The organism is Nocardia sp. NPDC052112 (assembly GCF_040680135.1).
Lineage (GTDB): Bacteria > Actinomycetota > Actinomycetes > Mycobacteriales > Mycobacteriaceae > Nocardia.
Genome location: NZ_JBFAWD010000033.1, coordinates 45,213 through 61,284, shown reverse-complemented (window position 1 = coordinate 61,284; position 16,072 = coordinate 45,213). Strand labels below are relative to the sequence as shown.

Annotated in this window: 14 protein-coding genes; 4 read left to right on the top strand and 10 right to left on the bottom strand. The window is 65.2% G+C overall.

Annotated elements, in window-relative coordinates:
• Nucleotides 1–173 precede the first annotated feature (173 nt).
• Nucleotides 174–2,246 (top strand): PhoX family phosphatase, encoded by a 2,073-nt coding sequence (locus AB0L58_RS38250; RefSeq protein ID WP_364395264.1) that lies wholly within the window; start codon nt 174–176, stop codon nt 2,244–2,246.
• 107 nt (nt 2,247–2,353) lie between these two features.
• On the opposite strand, the gene AB0L58_RS38245 is transcribed toward AB0L58_RS38250, so the two are convergent.
• Nucleotides 2,354–3,082 carry a glycoside hydrolase family 25 protein gene (locus AB0L58_RS38245; RefSeq protein ID WP_364395262.1) on the bottom strand — a complete coding sequence of 243 codons (729 nt, stop codon included), beginning with the start codon at nt 3,080–3,082 and terminating at the stop codon, nt 2,354–2,356.
• Between the two features lie 133 nt (nt 3,083–3,215).
• Nucleotides 3,216–4,553: a glycogen debranching protein gene (locus AB0L58_RS38240; RefSeq protein WP_364395260.1), complete on the bottom strand. Its 1,338-nt coding sequence runs from the start codon at nt 4,551–4,553 to the stop codon at nt 3,216–3,218.
• 202 nt (nt 4,554–4,755) lie between these two features.
• Between AB0L58_RS38240 and AB0L58_RS38235 the strand changes: the two genes are divergently transcribed.
• Entirely contained in the window at nt 4,756–5,451 is a 696-nt protein-coding gene (locus AB0L58_RS38235) for an SDR family oxidoreductase (protein ID WP_364395258.1), read from the top strand.
• 535 nt (nt 5,452–5,986) lie between these two features.
• Here the strand turns inward: AB0L58_RS38235 and leuS are convergent.
• Complete coding sequence (gene leuS / locus AB0L58_RS38230; protein WP_364395256.1) at nt 5,987–8,836, bottom strand: leucine--tRNA ligase; 2,850 nt, start codon at nt 8,834–8,836, stop codon at nt 5,987–5,989.
• Between the two features lie 366 nt (nt 8,837–9,202).
• On the opposite strand from leuS, the gene AB0L58_RS38225 reads away from it, so the two are divergent.
• Nucleotides 9,203–9,610, top strand: coding sequence for an SdpI family protein (locus tag AB0L58_RS38225; RefSeq protein ID WP_364395254.1), 408 nt, complete (start codon nt 9,203–9,205; stop codon nt 9,608–9,610).
• Nucleotides 9,611–9,653: 43 nt separating this feature from the next.
• Here the strand turns inward: AB0L58_RS38225 and AB0L58_RS38220 are convergent, their stop codons facing one another.
• The 7 genes from AB0L58_RS38220 to AB0L58_RS38190 all read right to left on the bottom strand — a co-directional run bounded on the left by AB0L58_RS38220 (nt 9,654) and on the right by AB0L58_RS38190 (nt 15,342).
• On the bottom strand, nt 9,654–10,025 hold the full coding sequence (locus AB0L58_RS38220) for a type II toxin-antitoxin system death-on-curing family toxin (protein ID WP_364395252.1): 372 nt from the start codon (nt 10,023–10,025) through the stop codon (nt 9,654–9,656).
• Nucleotides 10,022–10,216 carry a ribbon-helix-helix protein, CopG family gene (locus AB0L58_RS38215; protein ID WP_364395250.1) on the bottom strand — a complete coding sequence of 65 codons (195 nt, stop codon included), beginning with the start codon at nt 10,214–10,216 and terminating at the stop codon, nt 10,022–10,024. Before AB0L58_RS38215 ends, AB0L58_RS38220 begins: the two co-directional genes overlap by 4 nt.
• 85 nt (nt 10,217–10,301) lie before the next feature.
• On the bottom strand, nt 10,302–10,682 hold the full coding sequence (locus AB0L58_RS38210) for a hypothetical protein (RefSeq protein WP_364395321.1): 381 nt from the start codon (nt 10,680–10,682) through the stop codon (nt 10,302–10,304).
• A 192-nt stretch (nt 10,683–10,874) separates the two neighbouring features.
• Nucleotides 10,875–11,897: an aminotransferase class I/II-fold pyridoxal phosphate-dependent enzyme gene (locus AB0L58_RS38205; protein ID WP_364395248.1), complete on the bottom strand. Its 1,023-nt coding sequence runs from the start codon at nt 11,895–11,897 to the stop codon at nt 10,875–10,877.
• Nucleotides 11,898–11,905: 8 nt separating this feature from the next.
• Complete coding sequence (locus AB0L58_RS38200; RefSeq protein WP_364395246.1) at nt 11,906–12,964, bottom strand: 3-oxoacyl-[acyl-carrier-protein] synthase III C-terminal domain-containing protein; 1,059 nt, start codon at nt 12,962–12,964, stop codon at nt 11,906–11,908.
• A gap of 9 nt (nt 12,965–12,973) precedes the next feature.
• On the bottom strand, nt 12,974–13,633 hold the full coding sequence (locus AB0L58_RS38195; protein WP_364395244.1) for an SRPBCC family protein: 660 nt from the start codon (nt 13,631–13,633) through the stop codon (nt 12,974–12,976).
• A complete protein-coding gene (locus tag AB0L58_RS38190; protein ID WP_364395242.1) occupies nt 13,630–15,342 on the bottom strand; it encodes a thiamine pyrophosphate-binding protein in 1,713 nt (570 codons plus the stop codon). Before AB0L58_RS38190 ends, AB0L58_RS38195 begins: the two co-directional genes overlap by 4 nt.
• Before the next feature lie 201 nt (nt 15,343–15,543).
• On the opposite strand from AB0L58_RS38190, the gene AB0L58_RS38185 reads away from it, so the two are divergent.
• Nucleotides 15,544–16,059, top strand: a complete 516-nt coding sequence (locus tag AB0L58_RS38185; protein ID WP_364395240.1) for an EXLDI protein — start codon at nt 15,544–15,546, stop codon at nt 16,057–16,059.
• Nucleotides 16,060–16,072: the final 13 nt, after the last annotated feature.

Here is a 16,072-nt window from a genome sequence, read left to right as displayed (position 1 = left end):
TTTGACCAGGTAAAACGGGTAATGCCCGGTCAACGCGAGGATAGCGGGCGGGTGCTGCCCGATCGTTTCGCACAGTGAGGGTTGCCTAATTGGTCGGACGTTCATCTGACCGTTTCCTGTGGATTGCCTGAGCGGCTTACCGTGCGCCGGTCAGCACTAGTCAGGAGTTCGTCGTGACAACGAAGCCCCTCGCCCTGTTCGTGAAGCGGGACGGCCAGCCGAAGCGCTCGGCCACAACCTGTCAGTACAAGTGCGGAAACGCCTGCTTCCACGAGGTTCCGAACACTTCCGAGAACGAATACTTCGGCGACATGGTGCGCGCGGCGCTGACGCGGCGCGGCATGCTGAAGGGCAGTGCGGGTGTGGTGGTCGCGGTCGGTGCGGCCGGTCTGCTCGCGGCCTGCGGGGATGACGACAAGGTCGAATTGGCGGCGGGCGGCTCGCTGGTCGACGGTGTGCCGGTGGGCACCAACTTCAAACCCGTGGCGGCGAATTCCGATGACGCTCTGGTCATTCCGGATGGCTACGAACACAATGTCGTGATCCGCTGGGGCGACCCGCTGTTCGCCGACGCACCGAAGTTCGATGCCAATGCCCAGTCCGCGACCGCGCAGGCCGAACAGTTCGGCTTCAACAACGACTTCGCCACACTACTGCCCATCGAGGGGCAGGCGAATACCTACCTGCTGGTGGTGAATCACGAGTACACCACCGAACCGCAGATGTTCAAGGGTTACAACAAGGAAGAGCCCGCACTCGAGCATTACCAGACCGCCATTGCCGCGCACGGCCTTTCGGTCGTACAGGTGCGGGGCGAATCCGGAACCGGCAAGTTGACAACGGAATTCGGCAAATACAACCGCCGCATTACCGGCACGACGGAATTCACCGTCACCGGGCCCGCCGCGGGCAGCACCTTCCTGAAGACGAGCGCCGATCCGTCCGGTGCCAAGGTGCTCGGCACCCTCAACAATTGCTCCGGCGGCCTGACGCCGTGGGGCACAGTGCTTTCCGGCGAAGAGAACATCAACCAGTACTTCGCCAACGGCGACAAGGTAACCGACGAGGCCGCCAAGGCCAGGCTCAAGCGCTACGGCTTCCCGAACGGCGCCTCCGATCGCAAATGGGAGCGGCACGAACCGCGCTTCGATCTGGCGAAGGAACCCAATGAGGCCAACCGATTCGGCTGGGTCATCGAGGTGAATCCGTGGGACGCCACGGCCGCGCCGATCAAGCACACCGCGCTCGGCCGGTTCAAACACGAGGCCGCGACCATTCACGTCGCCAAGGACGGCACCGTGGTCGCCTATATGGGCGATGACGAGCGCTTCGACTACATGTACAAGTTCGTTTCGTCGCGAAAGGTGCAGTCCGGCAACGGCCAGGCGAGCATGCGGCACAACCTGACGATCCTGGACGCGGGCACGCTGTACGTCGCCAAATTCACCGGCGACCACCCGGACAAGATCGACGGCAATGGCACGGTGCCCTCGAACAAGGGCTTCACCGGTACCGGCCAATGGATTCCGCTGCTGGTCACCGGCGAGGACGGCAAGGCAACCTCGAAGGTGGACGGCTTTACCGCCGAAGAGGTTTCGGTATTCACCCGGTTGGCGGCCGATAAGGTCGGCGCGACCAAGATGGACCGTCCCGAGGATTTCGAGGCGAATCCCAAGTCCGGCAAGGTCTATGTCGCGCTGACCTACAACGAGCAGCGCGGTGCGCAGGGCAAGCCCGCCATCGACGAGGCCAATCCACGCAATATCAACAAATTCGGGCAGGTGCTCGAACTCGACGACGATCACGCCGGCACCACATTCATCTGGAATATCCTGATGCTGTGCGGTGATCCGAAGACCAGCGATACCTACTTCGCCGGTTTCGACAAGGCCAAGGTCAGCCCGATCGCGGCACCGGACAATCTCGCCTTCGACGCCTATGGCAATCTGTGGATCTCCACCGATGCCTCGCGCGCCAACGGTGCCAATGACGGGCTGTTCTCGGTAGTACTCGACGGGCCGAATCGCGGTGAGACCAAACAATTCCTGACCGTTCCGTTCGGCGCGGAGACCTGCGGTCCGACGGTGTCGGAGCAGCGGGTCACCGTGTGCGTCCAACATCCGGGCGAGCGCGATGACGCGACCGCGGAGAAGCCCGCCTCGCATTGGCCCGATGGTGGCGATAGTCTGCCCAGACCCGCCGTTGTCTCGGTGTGGAAGAAGGGCGGCGGGCGAATCGGCACTTAGGGGGTGGCAGCCGGCGGAGCCGGCGCAGTAGGTAAGTACCGTCGATTCCCCGCACACACGAAACCGCTACTCGACAACCTGCAGGGAGTAGCGGTTTCGTGCTGTGCTCAGCCGATATTGGCGTAGCGTGCGAAATCACCCTGGGCGCCGCTGTATACGTTGACATCGGTGCCGCCCGCGATACCCGGAATGCGGCCGGCGTCGGTGGTCTGCCAGAACGTCCACGTCGGCCAGCCGCCCGGCACTTCGGGCTGTTCGTTGCCGCGGTAGTCGGCGATCCAGAGTGGATACCTGGTGAATTCATTGGTATTCGCCATGGCCGTCTTCCAGAAATTCGGATAGGTGTAGATGATCGGCACCCGTCCGGTCAGGGCCTGCACGGTATTCAGATACCGGTGCGTCCAGTCGATGAGTCCGGCCGGACCGAGTCCGCCCGCATTCTCCAGATCGAGCACCGGCGGCAGATCCAGCGGCCCGTTCTGGCCGAGCACGACCGTCGCGTACAGCGCCGCCTGCGGCTCGGGCGGCAGATTCGGTCGCGCGTAGTGATACGTTCCGCGCGCGACCCCCGCTGTTCGCATCAGGACGCTGTCCGGCACGAAATACGGATTGAGGTAACTCAGCCCCTCCGTCGCCTTCACCATGGCGAAATCGTGCCCCGCCCTTTTCACGGCGAACCAGTCGATGAACCGGCCGTCGACATGCTGCCACGACGACACATCGGGCCCACTCGGTTCGGCCACTGCCGTAACAGCCGAGGTAGCCGTAAGGATGCTGCCCACGGTGATCGTGGACAGCGCCACAGCGCGAGTCGATCTCCAACGAGTGCTATCCATGCCTTTCGACGATAGCGACTGTTGCGCAATGTGACCAGTGTTACATCTGATGTAGTTGCTCAGTATTCACTAGTCACTCGTTGATGCTGCTCGCATCGGCAGCCGATTCCCGCCCGGACCGGCGGCGGATAGGTCAGCCGAGCCAGTCCAGTACCGAGGCCGCGGTCCAGGACTGCTGCATGCTGCCGAGTGGTTCACCGGTGAAGGGTTCGTAGTATTCGGCGAAGCTGCCGTCGCTGGCTTGCCGCAGACCCTCGGCGCGGAGCATGAAGGAGCGTTCGGCCCAGCCGCGGCGGGCGAAGACCCAGGAGAACAGCCAGCTCATGACCGGCCAGACGGGACCGCGCCAGTATTCGCGGGAGCGGAAGTCCTTGGAGACCGGCGAGGTGGACGGCGGCAGGGCGTAGCGCAGGTCCGGATGACCGCAGAAGCGCGGGCCCTCGAACAGCCGCAACAGGCTGCGTTCGGTATCGCGGGGCAGGCCGCCGCAGAGCAGTGGGGCAAACATCGAGAGGGTTTCGGTATTGATCCAGCGCTGGAGTCGCACGTCGAAATCCCTGGCCGCACCCGTACGGGCGTCGGTGGTCGCGACCACGCCCGCACGGAAGCGCTCCGCCCACGAATACAATTCGCGGACATCGGCATGGGGCTGCTTGTACTCCTCGCCGATATTGGCCAGCACCTCACACGCCAGCGCGAAGATCGCGGTGACGAAGACATCCTCCACCGCGAAGCTCATCGTCGAGGCGAGCTGGTAGTCGTCGTATCCGGCGCGGCGCATCTGCTCGACCAGCCACAGATAGCGGTCGTATTCGCGATCGCTCGGCCGCTGCGATGGGTCCGAGACCACCAGCAGATCTTCGCGCTGATACGGCGGCAGATCACCGGGTGTCACATTCGCATAGGCCCGATCCCAGCGCGGCGAATTGTCCATCCCGGATTCCCAGCCGTGATACAGCGTGATCCGGCCGCTCTCCTTGGGGTCGCGGGCATGGGCCAGCCAGCGATGCCAGCGCACCAGATCCGGCCAGCGCCGATTCAGGAATTCCTCGGCCACCGCCCTGGTGCTGCGGCCGTGGCGGCGCGAATGGTCGAGGATGCGCTGCACCGCGATGGCGTGCACCGGCGGCTGGGTGATGCCGGAGGTGTCCGGACCATCGGGGGCATTGGCGGCCAGCTTCTTGCACTCCCAGCGGGCCGGGCCGGGAAAGTAGCCGTCCACACCATTGGCGAACACGATGTGCGGGATCATCCCGTTCTTCCACTGCGCCGAGAGCAGGGTATCCAGTTCGATGACCGCGCGCTCGACGCTGAGTGGGGCGAGACCGACCGCGACGAAGGCGGCGTCCCAGCTCCACATGTGCGGATACAGCCGGGGCGCGGCGCTGGTCATCGTGCCCAGGTCATTGCCCCGTAGCAGGTAGGCGGCGCGGGCCGCGAGCTGTGTTGGGGTGAAACCCGGGTGTGCCATCTCCCTATTTTGCGATGGCACCCGCAAGTACGCCCGCTCAGTGACTCGCGTCTCGTCCTGGTGCGCCCTGGTGGCCAGCTGTTGTGCGCCGGATCTCACTCTGCATGCCCCGTCCGTGAATTCCATTTATTCGCTTTATGCATTCATCGCCGCGCGCGCGGGTAGTGCTACGGCCCGTATCGGTGGTCGATACGGTGACTCCATGACCTCCGCCGTGACCAGCACACCGAAGCCGACCGCGCTGATCACCGGTGCCAGCCGAGGGCTCGGCGCCGCGATCGCTCGCGAACTCGCACCGACCCACGATCTGTTGCTCGGCGCCCGCTCGGCCGAGGCGCTGCGCGCGATATTAGGCGAACTGCCCGGCGCCACCGGATGGCCGGTCGAGTTGACCGACTATTCCGCAGTGGCGGAAGCGGTTTCGCCGATTCGGCACCTGGATGTGTTGGTACACAACGCCGGTATCGCGGACCTGGGTGCGATCGCCGAATCCTCGGTACATCAGTGGCGAAATACCCTGGAAGCCAATGTGATTGCCGTCGCGGAGTTGACCAGGCTGCTGTTGCCCGCGCTGCGGGCGGCCAACGGTCACGTCGTGCTGATCAATTCGGGTGCCGGATTGCGGGCCAATGCGGGGTGGGCGTCGTATGCGGCAAGCAAGTTCGGCCTGCGCGCGTTCGGTGATGCGCTGCGATTGGAGGAGCCGACACTGCGGGTGACCTCGATCCATCCCGGCCGCATCGATACCGATATGCAGCGGGAGATCATCGCGGGTGAGGGGCGCGAGTATCGCGCGGAGGAATTCCTCAGTCCGGAGACCGTCGCGGGGACCGTGCGCGCCGCCATCGAAACGCCGCGCGACGGCCATCCGACCGAAGTCGTGCTCCGGCCCTACTGATTCGAAGCCATCGCCGCACAGCTCGACACAATGCCGCTGACCACCGACGCCGGCGCGCAACGCCACCGATTCCGTACACCTGCCACTGTCGGAAGCACAGTGGTTCCCGGCCGACGGCGCACTGCGACATCGTCCGCACGATGATGTCGTTTTCTTGACATATTGTTCCGAGGTTCAGTTCGGGGACAGTTTCGCCCGGCACCGTCACGGCTGTCACCTGCGCGTTTGCGTCGACGGGGCGACGGGCGCGGATAGAGCGAAGCCAAAGGGTTCGGATCGCGGATAGACGTCGGCTGCTGACAATGCTTGCGCCCGGCACCGCAGTGGCATTGACCGGTTGTGCCCGGACGCAGGGTGCGAATGCGTGGGCGGGGTGCAAGTCTGTGCGCGGTACGCGAGCGTGGTTTCGTCGGGCGCGGACGCGGGGTGCGAATGTGTGCGCGCGGTACGCGAACGCGGTTTCGCCGGGCGCGAATGCGTGTGGGGCAGGCGAATACGTGACGCGGCGCGAATGCGTGCGCGGAGCGGATCGCGCCTACGCGACGATATTGATGAGCCGCCCCGGGACCACGATCAGCTTGCGCGGCGCACTGCCGCCGAGCAGTGTCGCGATCTTCTCATCCGCCAGCGCGGTCGCCTCGATGGTCGCGTTGTCGGCGTCGGCGGGTACCTGGATTCGGCTGCGCACCTTGCCGTTCACCTGGATCGGATACTCCACCGACTCCTCCACCAGCAGCGCCGGATCCGCTATCGGGAACGGGCCGTGGGCCAGGGATTCGTTGTGTCCCAGTCGTTCCCACAGTTCCTCGGCGATATGCGGTGCCATCGGCGCCAGCATCAGCACCATCGGCTCCACCACTGTACGCGGCGCACCCGCGGGATAGCTCTTGGTCAGATGGTTGGTCAGCTCGATCAGCTTGGCTCCCGCGGTGTTATCGCGCAGGGCGGCGAAATCGTCGTCTACACCGGCGATCGTCTTGTGCAGCAGGCGCAGCGTCTCATCCGACGGCGCCGCGTCGGTAACCCGGATCGCGCCGGACTCCTCGTCGACGACCAGTCGCCAGACCCGCTGCAGGAACCGGTGCGCACCGACGACATCCTTGGTCGCCCACGGCCGTGAGGTATCCAGCGGACCCATCGACATTTCGTAGAAGCGGAAGGTGTCGGCGCCGTACATATCGCACATCTCGTCCGGCGAGATGGCATTCTTCAGCGACTTTCCGATCTTGCCGTACTCCTGGAACGCCTCGATCTCGATGCCGGTCGTGGGATCGGGGAAGTAGTGCTTGCCGTCGTGCTCGATGATCTCGGCGGCGGGCAGATACGCGCCGCGCGCGTCGGTGTAGGCGTGCGCCTGGATGTAGCCCTGGTTGAACAGGCGACGGTACGGCTCGTAACCGCTCACATCACCCAGATCGAACAGCACCTTCTGCCAGAACCGCGAGTACAGCAGGTGCAGCACCGCATGTTCGACACCGCCGACGTACAGATCGACGCCGCCCGGATCGTTCGGGCCGTGCTCCGCGGTGCGCGGGCCCAGCCAGTACTGCTCGTTCTCCTTGGCGCAGAACGCATCCGCGTTCGTCGGGTCCGCGTAGCGCAGCTGGTACCACGAACTGCCCGCCCAGTTCGGCATGACATTGGTATCGCGCCGGTACTGCTTGGGGCCGTCGCCCAGATCCAGCTCGACATGCACCCAATCGGTGGCCTTGGCCAGCGGCGGTGACGGTTCGGAGCCCGCATCGTTCGGATCGAAGGTGACCGGTGCGAAATCGTCCAGCTCCGGAAGTTCGACCGGCAGCATGGATTCCGGCAGCGCGTGCGGTGCGCCGTCCTCGTCGTAGACGATCGGGAACGGCTCACCCCAGTAGCGCTGGCGGGCGAACAGCCAGTCGCGCAGCTTGTACTGGACGGTGCCCTTGCCGTGGCCGTCGGCCTCCAGCCGGGCGATCACGGTGGCCTTGGCCTCCTCGACGGACAGGCCGTTCAGGTAATCGGAATTCACCAGCGCGCCGTCACCGGAGTAGGCCGCGGCCGAAGTATCTCCGCCGGAAATGACTTCCACGATCGGCAGGCCGAAGACCGAGGCGAATTCCCAGTCGCGCTGATCGTGTCCTGGCACCGCCATGATCGCGCCGGTGCCGTAACCGGCCAGCACATAGTCGGCGATGAAGATCGGCACCTGTGCGCCGTTCACCGGGTTGGTCGCGTAGGAACCCAGGAAGACGCCGGACTTCTCCCTGTTCTCCTGACGCTCCAGATCCGATTTGGCCGCGATCGCCTTGCGGTATGCCGCAACGGCCTCCGCGGGGTCACCGGCATCCTCGAAGGTCCAGCGCGGGTCGACGCCAGCGGGCCACTCCTGCGCGGTCAGCCGGTCGACCAGCTCGTGCTCGGGCGCCAGCACCACGTAGGTGGAACCGAACAGCGTGTCCGGCCGGGTCGTGAAGACCTCGAGGTGCTGACCATCGGCATCGAATTTGACCTGCGCGCCACGCGATCGACCGATCCAGTTGCGCTGCATGGCCTTTACGTTCTCCGGCCAGTCCAGGCGATCCAGATCGTCGACCAGCCGGTCGGAGTAGGCGGTGATGCGCATCATCCACTGCCACAGCCGCTTCCGGAATACCGGGAAGTTACCGCGCTCACTGCGGCCGTCGGCGGTGACCTCTTCGTTGGACAGTACGGTGCCCAACCCGGGACACCAGTTGACCACCGAATCCGTTTGGTACACGAGACGATACGAGTCCAGCACCTCAGCGCGTTCGGCCGCGGTCAGATCGTGCCAGGTGCGGCCGTCCGGCGTCGGCCGGGCACCCGAATCGAACTGTGCTTCCAGTTCCGCGATCGGGCGGGCCCGGTCCAGATCCCGGTCGTACCAAGCGTTGTAAATGCGCAGGAAGATCCACTGCGTCCACTTGTAGTACTCCGGATCGGTGGTCGCGAACGAGCGCCGACGGTCGTGGCCGAGGCCGAGCCGGTCCAGCTGACGCTGCATGGTGGTGATATTCGATTCGGTGGTCTGGCGCGGATGCGCACCGGTCTGCACCGCGTACTGCTCGGCGGGCAGACCGAATGCGTCGTAACCCAGTGCGTGCAGCACATTGCGGCCATGCATCCGGTGATAGCGCGCGAAGACGTCGGTGGCGATGTAGCCGAGCGGATGCCCGACGTGCAGACCCGCGCCGGACGGATACGGGAACATGTCCTGGACGAACAGCTTGTCCGCCGGGGTCGCACCCGCGAGCGGGCCTACCGGGTTCGGCGCGTGGAACGTCCCGCGCTCATCCCAGGTCCGCTGCCACCGGCGCTCGATACGGCCGGCGAGGCCAGCGTTGTACCTGTGCTCCGGTACATCGCTTTCGGTTGCACGAGTGTCCGCCACGGTCCTGCCTTCTTGTTCTCGCCGATCCCCGTCATAGATGTGTCTATCAGGGTAGAACGTCCGGGCTCATGCACCGAAAATCGGGCCGGGCTCGACCTGTTCTCGAGCCGTGCGGACGGCCCGCGCGGCATTGTTGCCCGGTCGCGATGGTGGGTGTGGCGCAGATCGCTCAATGGTCGCCTTAGCTGTGCCGCAGCGACTTCCGCTGTTCGTACTCGATTTGTGCCGGGCGGTCGGTTGCTGCACGCGCCGCTCGGCGGAGATCGATGCGGAATGCGCCTGTCCCGATTGGTGACGGCTCGGGTGCCGGACGCTTGCTGGGGAGCTGGCCGTCGCGGCGTGGCGGCGGTGCGCTAGCCTGCTCGAGTGTTCGTCGTCGCTCTCGCCCTGTTCGTGCTGGCCATGGTCGCCATCGCAACCGGCGTGCTCGGACTGACCGGCCGGCTGCCACGCAACCGCTTCGTCGGGGTGCACACCGAGGCGGCGCTGTACGACGACGAAACCTTCCGCATAGCCAACCGCGTCGCCGCCCCCACCTCCGTGGCCGCGGGCGCACTGCTCTTCGCGGGCGGCCTCGTCGCCGTCGCCGCAGGCGGCTTCCCGGCGCTGATCGTGGCGGTGGTCACCGCGGCGGTGGCGCTGTTCACCCTCGGTGCGGGCGCGAACGCCGCGGCTCGCGCGGTCGAGGATCTGGTTCCGGCACAAGAGATCGGCGGCTGCGGATCCGCCTGCGGCGCGTGCTCGCTACGCGACACCTGCGCTCCGACCAACTGACGCGCGGTCGCGGCCAGGTCCCATCGCGACGTCGCCCGCGCTGCTATTTGCTCCATTTCCGGAGGTGCTCGGCGATCTCGGGCACGTCCATGTCCCCGACCGCGACGGCAATCATGACCGGTTCCTGTTCATCTGGGAGCGCGGCCAACACGATGCCGTTACGTTCGAGCATGAGCGCCGCCGCAAGGAACGCGGTGCGTTTGTTGCCGTCGATGAGGGCGTGATTGCGAGCAAGTGAATGAAGTAATGCGGCGGCCTTTTCGAACAATTCCGGATATGGATCGACGCCGAACACCTTGGTGGATGGACGCGCGGCGGCGGACGCGAGCAATCCGTAATCCCGGATCGCGTCGGTACCGTGGTTCACGGCCCGCGCGATCAGCAGAAGTTCGTGGAGCGTCAGGTATCTGATCACGCGAGTCGTTCCAGCAATTCGGCGTGCCGGTCCATGGTGCGGGCCAGCATCGCCTCGAACTCTTCCTGATTCGCGGTGAGGTGCAGATGTATCGCTTCCTTCGCGATCTCTTGCTTGGAGCGACCCGTGCGCGCAGCTTCCGCGGTCAGCATGCGGTCGTCGTCATCATCGAGTCGCAAGGTCATCGCCATACTTTGAATGATACCTGTCAGATACCACGGCGGTCCGATCGCGCACCGACCTCTGCCGCGCGCGCCGGGCAAGTCGGTTCGAGCGCTATTGGTTGGCGCATTCAGGCGGGTTGATGCGATGTGACAGTGGGCTGCCGACCGGGTTCAGGTACAGCACGAACAGCGTTACCGGGGTCGTTCCGAGATTGCGTGCGACATGGGGATAGGACGGGCCGCTGGGTTCACGGAAGATGCGGCCGCGGCGATAGCTGACCGGGACACAGTCCGCCCCCGGGTGGTCGAGGATGCCGCGGGCAACCAGCACCAGCAGCGTGCCGTCGTGATAGTGCCAGCCGCTGGTCCCACCCGCCTCGATAACCGTCTGGCGAACGACGACCTCACGCCGCCCCAGCACCAACCGCAACAGCACCCGACTCGCCGTCCCACGCGCCGGTGCCGTATTCACCTCGAACTGCCGCCACCGCATCACCTCCCCATCGAACCACCGCGCAATCAAGATCAGGTGGCGCCTGGCGCGGCATCCCGAGATGTCCCCGCCACCAGTTCCACCTGATCTTGATCCGCCAGCTCGCCAGCCTTGCACGTCCTGCCAGCTCGGTGCCAAGCCGGCCGGTCTTGCGGGGTCCCGACTGTCTTGGAGCAGGGCAGGACGGACTGCCTAGCGCAGTGACTCGAGGGCCCTCAGCACCGCGTTGTCGGCGTCGGGGTCGCCGACGGCGATGCGGGCGCTGCCGTCGGGGTAGGCCTTGGCGGCGATGCCGGCTCGGCGTAGGGCTGTTGCTATGCCGGGGCCGGGGAGGTAGAGGAAGTTGGCGTAGCTGCGTGGCACGGTGATGTGTCGGCGTAGTAGCGCACTGCGGAGAGTTTCGCGTGCGGTGGTGATGCGCAGGATGCGCGCGGCCAATTCGGGTTCGGCGGCGTAGGACGCGGCGACCGCGGCCACCGCCGCCGAACTCACCCCGAATGGCAGTTGCAGCCTGCGGACGCGGCTGATCAACTCGCTCCGGCCGAAGGTGTAGCCGATGCGCAGACCGGCCAGTCCGTAGGCCTTCGAGAAGGTGCGCAGAACCAGCAGATTCGGATGCCGGTTCAGCAGTGCCAGCGTGTCGACCTGATCGGCCGGCCCCAGGAATTCGGCATACGCCTCGTCCAGGATGACCGGCACCCGGCGGGGCACCGAGCACAGGAAGGCCTTCAGCTCACCGGCCGCGACCACGGTGCCGGTCGGATTGTGCGGACGGCAGATCACCACCAAACCGGTCTGCTTGTCGATGGCCTTGGTCATCGCCCACAGATCCTGATGGCCCGCGGCATCAAGCGGCACCGGTACGACCTCGAGATCGGCCATCTCCGCCATGATCGGATAGCCGTCGAAAGTCGGTGCCCCGTAGACGATTCCGTCACCCGGCTTGGTCAGCGCCTGGATGACCTGCATGGCCACCCCGGTCGCACCGGAACCGACGACCACCTGGTCCGAGTGCACCCCCACACGTCCCGCGATCAACCTCGGCAGCCGCTGCGGCAGGAATTCCGGATAGCGATTGGCCTGCGCCAGTACGCTGTTCACCGCGACAAGTACCGAAGGCAGTGGCGGAAATGGGTTTTCGCTCAGGCTGAGATCGAACCGCGCCTGCGCCCGCTGACTTCGGTGCTGTTGCGAGGGCCGAGATTCATCGGCCACCCGCACGCTCACCTCGCCGCACCCCAGCGCACGGCCGCGGCACCGGCGAAATCACCGGCGTGCGCGAATGCCGACAACAGCACCACCGAGCCGTTGCGCAGCCGACCCGCCCGATTCTCGGTATCGAGTGTGACCGGAATGCCCGCCGCGAACAGATTTCCGCACTGGTCGAAGGTGTCCGGGTGCCGCTCCGGCGGCAGCTCCAGCGCATCGTGCCAGTTGCGCAGGAACAGCCGGTTCGGCTGATTGGTGACGAAGGTGTCGATATCGCGGCCCTTCACTCCGATCCGATCGCATACCGCCGATGCCACCTCCGGCACCAGCCGATTGCCGCGTGCGAACACCTTGGTGATCTTCGATTCGGTGAAGCTGACGCAGCCCTGGCCCTCGCCCGGCTCCCAGTACTTGCGCTCGCCATTGGTCGAGAACTCCATATCCCCGGCGAACTCGGGATAGGTGCGGCATTCGATATCCAGGATCGGCGCGGAATCATCCTTGACCAGCAGTCCGACACCGCAGGCATCACCGGGCACCGGGGCCTGGGCGAGCTTGCGGATGTCGGTCTGGGTGAATACCGGGCCCGCGCAGTTCTGGCTCGCCGCGATGAGCGCCGTGCGGGCATCGGTGGTCTGCAGGATCATTCTGGCCATGGCCATCATGTGCACGAATGCCGCGCAGCCGCCGTTGTGCAGGTCGTAGACGAAGCGGGGCTTCATCCCGAGGCGTCGGGCCACCTCGGGTCCGCAACCCATCACCGGATTGTCCGGCAGTTGGGTGTGCGTGATCAGCACATCAATATCGGCGATCGCCGGTGCGCCATGGCGTTCGACGAGCGGCGCGACCGCGCGCTCGACCATATCCACCGCGGTCTCGTCCCTGGCCACATGGTGGCGTGCCTTGGGCGAGCGGAACATGACGTTCTTGGCCATCCGGTCGGATCGGCTGTACTGCGTGAAGTATTCGGTGCCGACCGGTTCACCCGGCAGATAGCTCGCCACATCGACGAGGCTGACCGTCGGCAGTCCAGGGGCGTCCGGATTTGCGGGTGCTGCGGAGTTCGAGATCATGGTGCCGCCTCACTTCATCCAGTCGGGCTTGATCGGAAGACCGTGTGCCGCACGGTATTCGCAGATCGCCTTGAGGTTGTCGAGCTCGAGCTGATGTCCCGCCGAGAACATCTCCCAGAAGTCGCCCACCCACACCGGCCGCTTCTCGGGAGCCGTTTCGGGATAGGGATTTTCGTCGTAGAACGGGTGATGGCAGTTGACCCACAGCACCACCGAACCCGGCTTGTTGAACACCACCTGGGCATCGATGACCCGCAGCAGGTAGATCATCCACAGGTGCTGGCTCTGATCCCAGGCGCAGTGGTAGTCGACGGTCATACCCTCGCGGTGCGCGACGGTGCGGGTGAAGATCTTGGTCTCCGGGCCGAGCCGGTCCCAGGCCAGCCACAGACCGGGCTCCTCGGTCTCGACGAAGCCGCGCAGGCTATAGGTCCACTCCTCCAGGCTGCGGGTATCGGCCAGGTATTCCCACACCTGTTCCGGCGGCGCGGCGATATACGCCTGCACCGGGCAGAATTCACCGAAGATCTGGTCGTGCGGATATACCGACCGCAGCATGTCCATGATGATCGGAGTGGTCGCGTCCTTATCGGAGTTCTCGATCCGCAGCACACCGGGGACCACGTCTTCCGGAATGTCGCTGAGGGCGGGGAGGGCGCTTGTTGTCACGGCTTCTTCTCCAATGTCGCGAGGAACGGGATGAAGGGGGGAACTTCGTCGGGGTCGACATCGATCGAGATGAATGCCGGCCCTTCGGATTCGACGCATCGCCCCAGTGCGATGGCCAGGTCTGCGGTAGTACGGACGGAGTGCGCGGGGAGTTCAGGGAACATGGCACCGATGCCCGCACCCAGGTTTGAGGGCCGAAATCGGTTGAAGCTGTATCGATCTCGGTAATAGAGCTGTTCTCGGGTGACGCACATGGCGTGCGCGTTGTTGTTGAGTACGATGAAGGTGACCGGCAGCTGATGTTCGATCGCGGTGTGCAATTCCATGCCGTGCATGAAGAATGCGCCATCACCTGCGACGACAACGGTGCGTCTGGTTCCGGACGGTCCGCGATACCGCGCGAATGCGGAACCTATTGCGGCGCCGAACGCATAGCCCATTCCGCCCATGCCGAGCGCAACCACGAATCGGCCGTCGCGCGGCACCCGCAGATGGTGCACCACGGCCGCTCCGGTATTGCCCGCATCCGCGAAAACATCGGTGCCCTCCGGCAATAGCGCCTCGATCGTCTCGACCAATTCGCGATAGCGCAGACCGGGACCGGTCGACTCGGGCACTCGCAAGGGCGTCAGCTCGTGCGGCGGATACGGGTGACTCGACTCTGTATTCACCCGCCCCGCCGACTGCCGTCCCCCTGTGCTGCCGCCGGTGAGTTCGTCCGCGAGTGCGCCCAGATCCCGCGCGAGATCCGTACTCGTGGCGTGGATCGCGGACAGATACGGCGCGGCGACACCGATATGCGCGACGGTGCGCTCGGCGAGCAGTTCATCCAGCCCGGTGCGCGCGGTGATCGGCATCGGTGTGCCGACGATCAGGCACAGCGTCGCCGAGTGCAGTGCCGCCGACAATTCCGGATGTCCCATAATCCCGGCGACACCGCAGAACCCGGGGTCGGCATTGTCGTAGGTGTCCTTCGCATCCGGGGCGACCCCCACCGACGCGTCCAAGGTGCGCGCCAGCCGAGCGAGTTCGGTGCGGGCGTCGTCGCGCGCGACCTGGTCGCCCGCGATGATCACGATCTTGCCGACCTTGCGTGCCGCGGTCAGCGCGGCGCGCACCCTGGCCAGGCTGTTTTCATCGCGCCGGTGCGTCGGCGGTGTCGACCGGAACGGCGGGATGTCGCCGGTATCGCTCTGCTGCACATCCTTTGGCAGTAGCAGGACCGCGGGCCCGCCGCGCCGGGCGGCGTCGACCGCTCTGGACAACTTGTCGGGCAGGTCGGCGGCGCTGTCCACCCTGGCGCAGTACTGGGTGATCTCGCCGAACATTCGGGCCGCGTCGATGGTGCCCCCGAGCCCGCTGGAGTCCTGGAACGCGCCATTGCCCTCCAGGGCGGTCGGCGGCTGTCCGACCAGCGCTAATACCGGCACCCGGGACGCGAACGATTCGGCAAGTCCGGCAACGAGATTCATCGCGCCACCGCCGGAGGTGGCGGCGACGACGCCGAGTCCCCCGGTCGAGCGGGCGTAGCCGTCGGCCATGGTCGCGGCCGAAAACTCGTGCTTGGCAACGATTCCCGTGACGTCGCAGGGCGCATCGAAGAGCGCGTCGTAGAGATCTTCGATATTCGCGCCGTCGACACCGAAGATGTGCCGTACTCCCAGGGTTGAAACCGCTCTGACCAGATAATCTACGACCCTGCTCGGCATCGGCACTCCTCTCGCGGTGACCGGCTGTGCGCCAGCGGCGAGCACAGGCGTGATCACCGATCGCGTACACGTGAACTACGAGTTGGACTGCGGGGCGGTTCAATCACTTGCGCAAGATGTACTCCGCGCATCAAGCGCTCGGGAAATTCTTGTGACCGCCCACGGCTTGCGTGTACGTATACATCTACGTATAGTGAGTTCATGCCCAACAAGACGATCTACGTTGCCGATGACGATCTGCCACTGTTCCAGCGCGCGCAGGAGCTGGTCGGCGGCAACCTTTCGGGGGCGGTGACCACCGCACTGCGGCGGTTCATCGAGCTGGAAGAGGGCAGGCTGGAGGGCTACGACGAGGTAGTGCTGCGGGTCGGTCACAACGGTGTGCGCCAGGTCCGCTTCTCCGGTGCCCTGCTCGGCGAGCATCGCGACGTGAACGAAGAGCGCATCGAACACGTCCGGGTGTATCGCAGTCGGAAGGGCAAGTTCGTCATGCACGCCCAATACTCCAACTGGGACGAATATCCACAGAACACCAATTGGGTCAAGGATCTGACGAACTGGCGTCGCATGCTCGGCGTCGGTGATCAGGACTGGGGCGACTTCATTTTCGAGGTCGTCGATTCGCTGAGCGAATTGAAGGGAAAGATTCCGGACAAGCTCTACCAACGGGTGGCCGAGATCGCCGACCGTCCGCCGGTCGAGGAACTCGACATCTAGCCGAATTCGACAT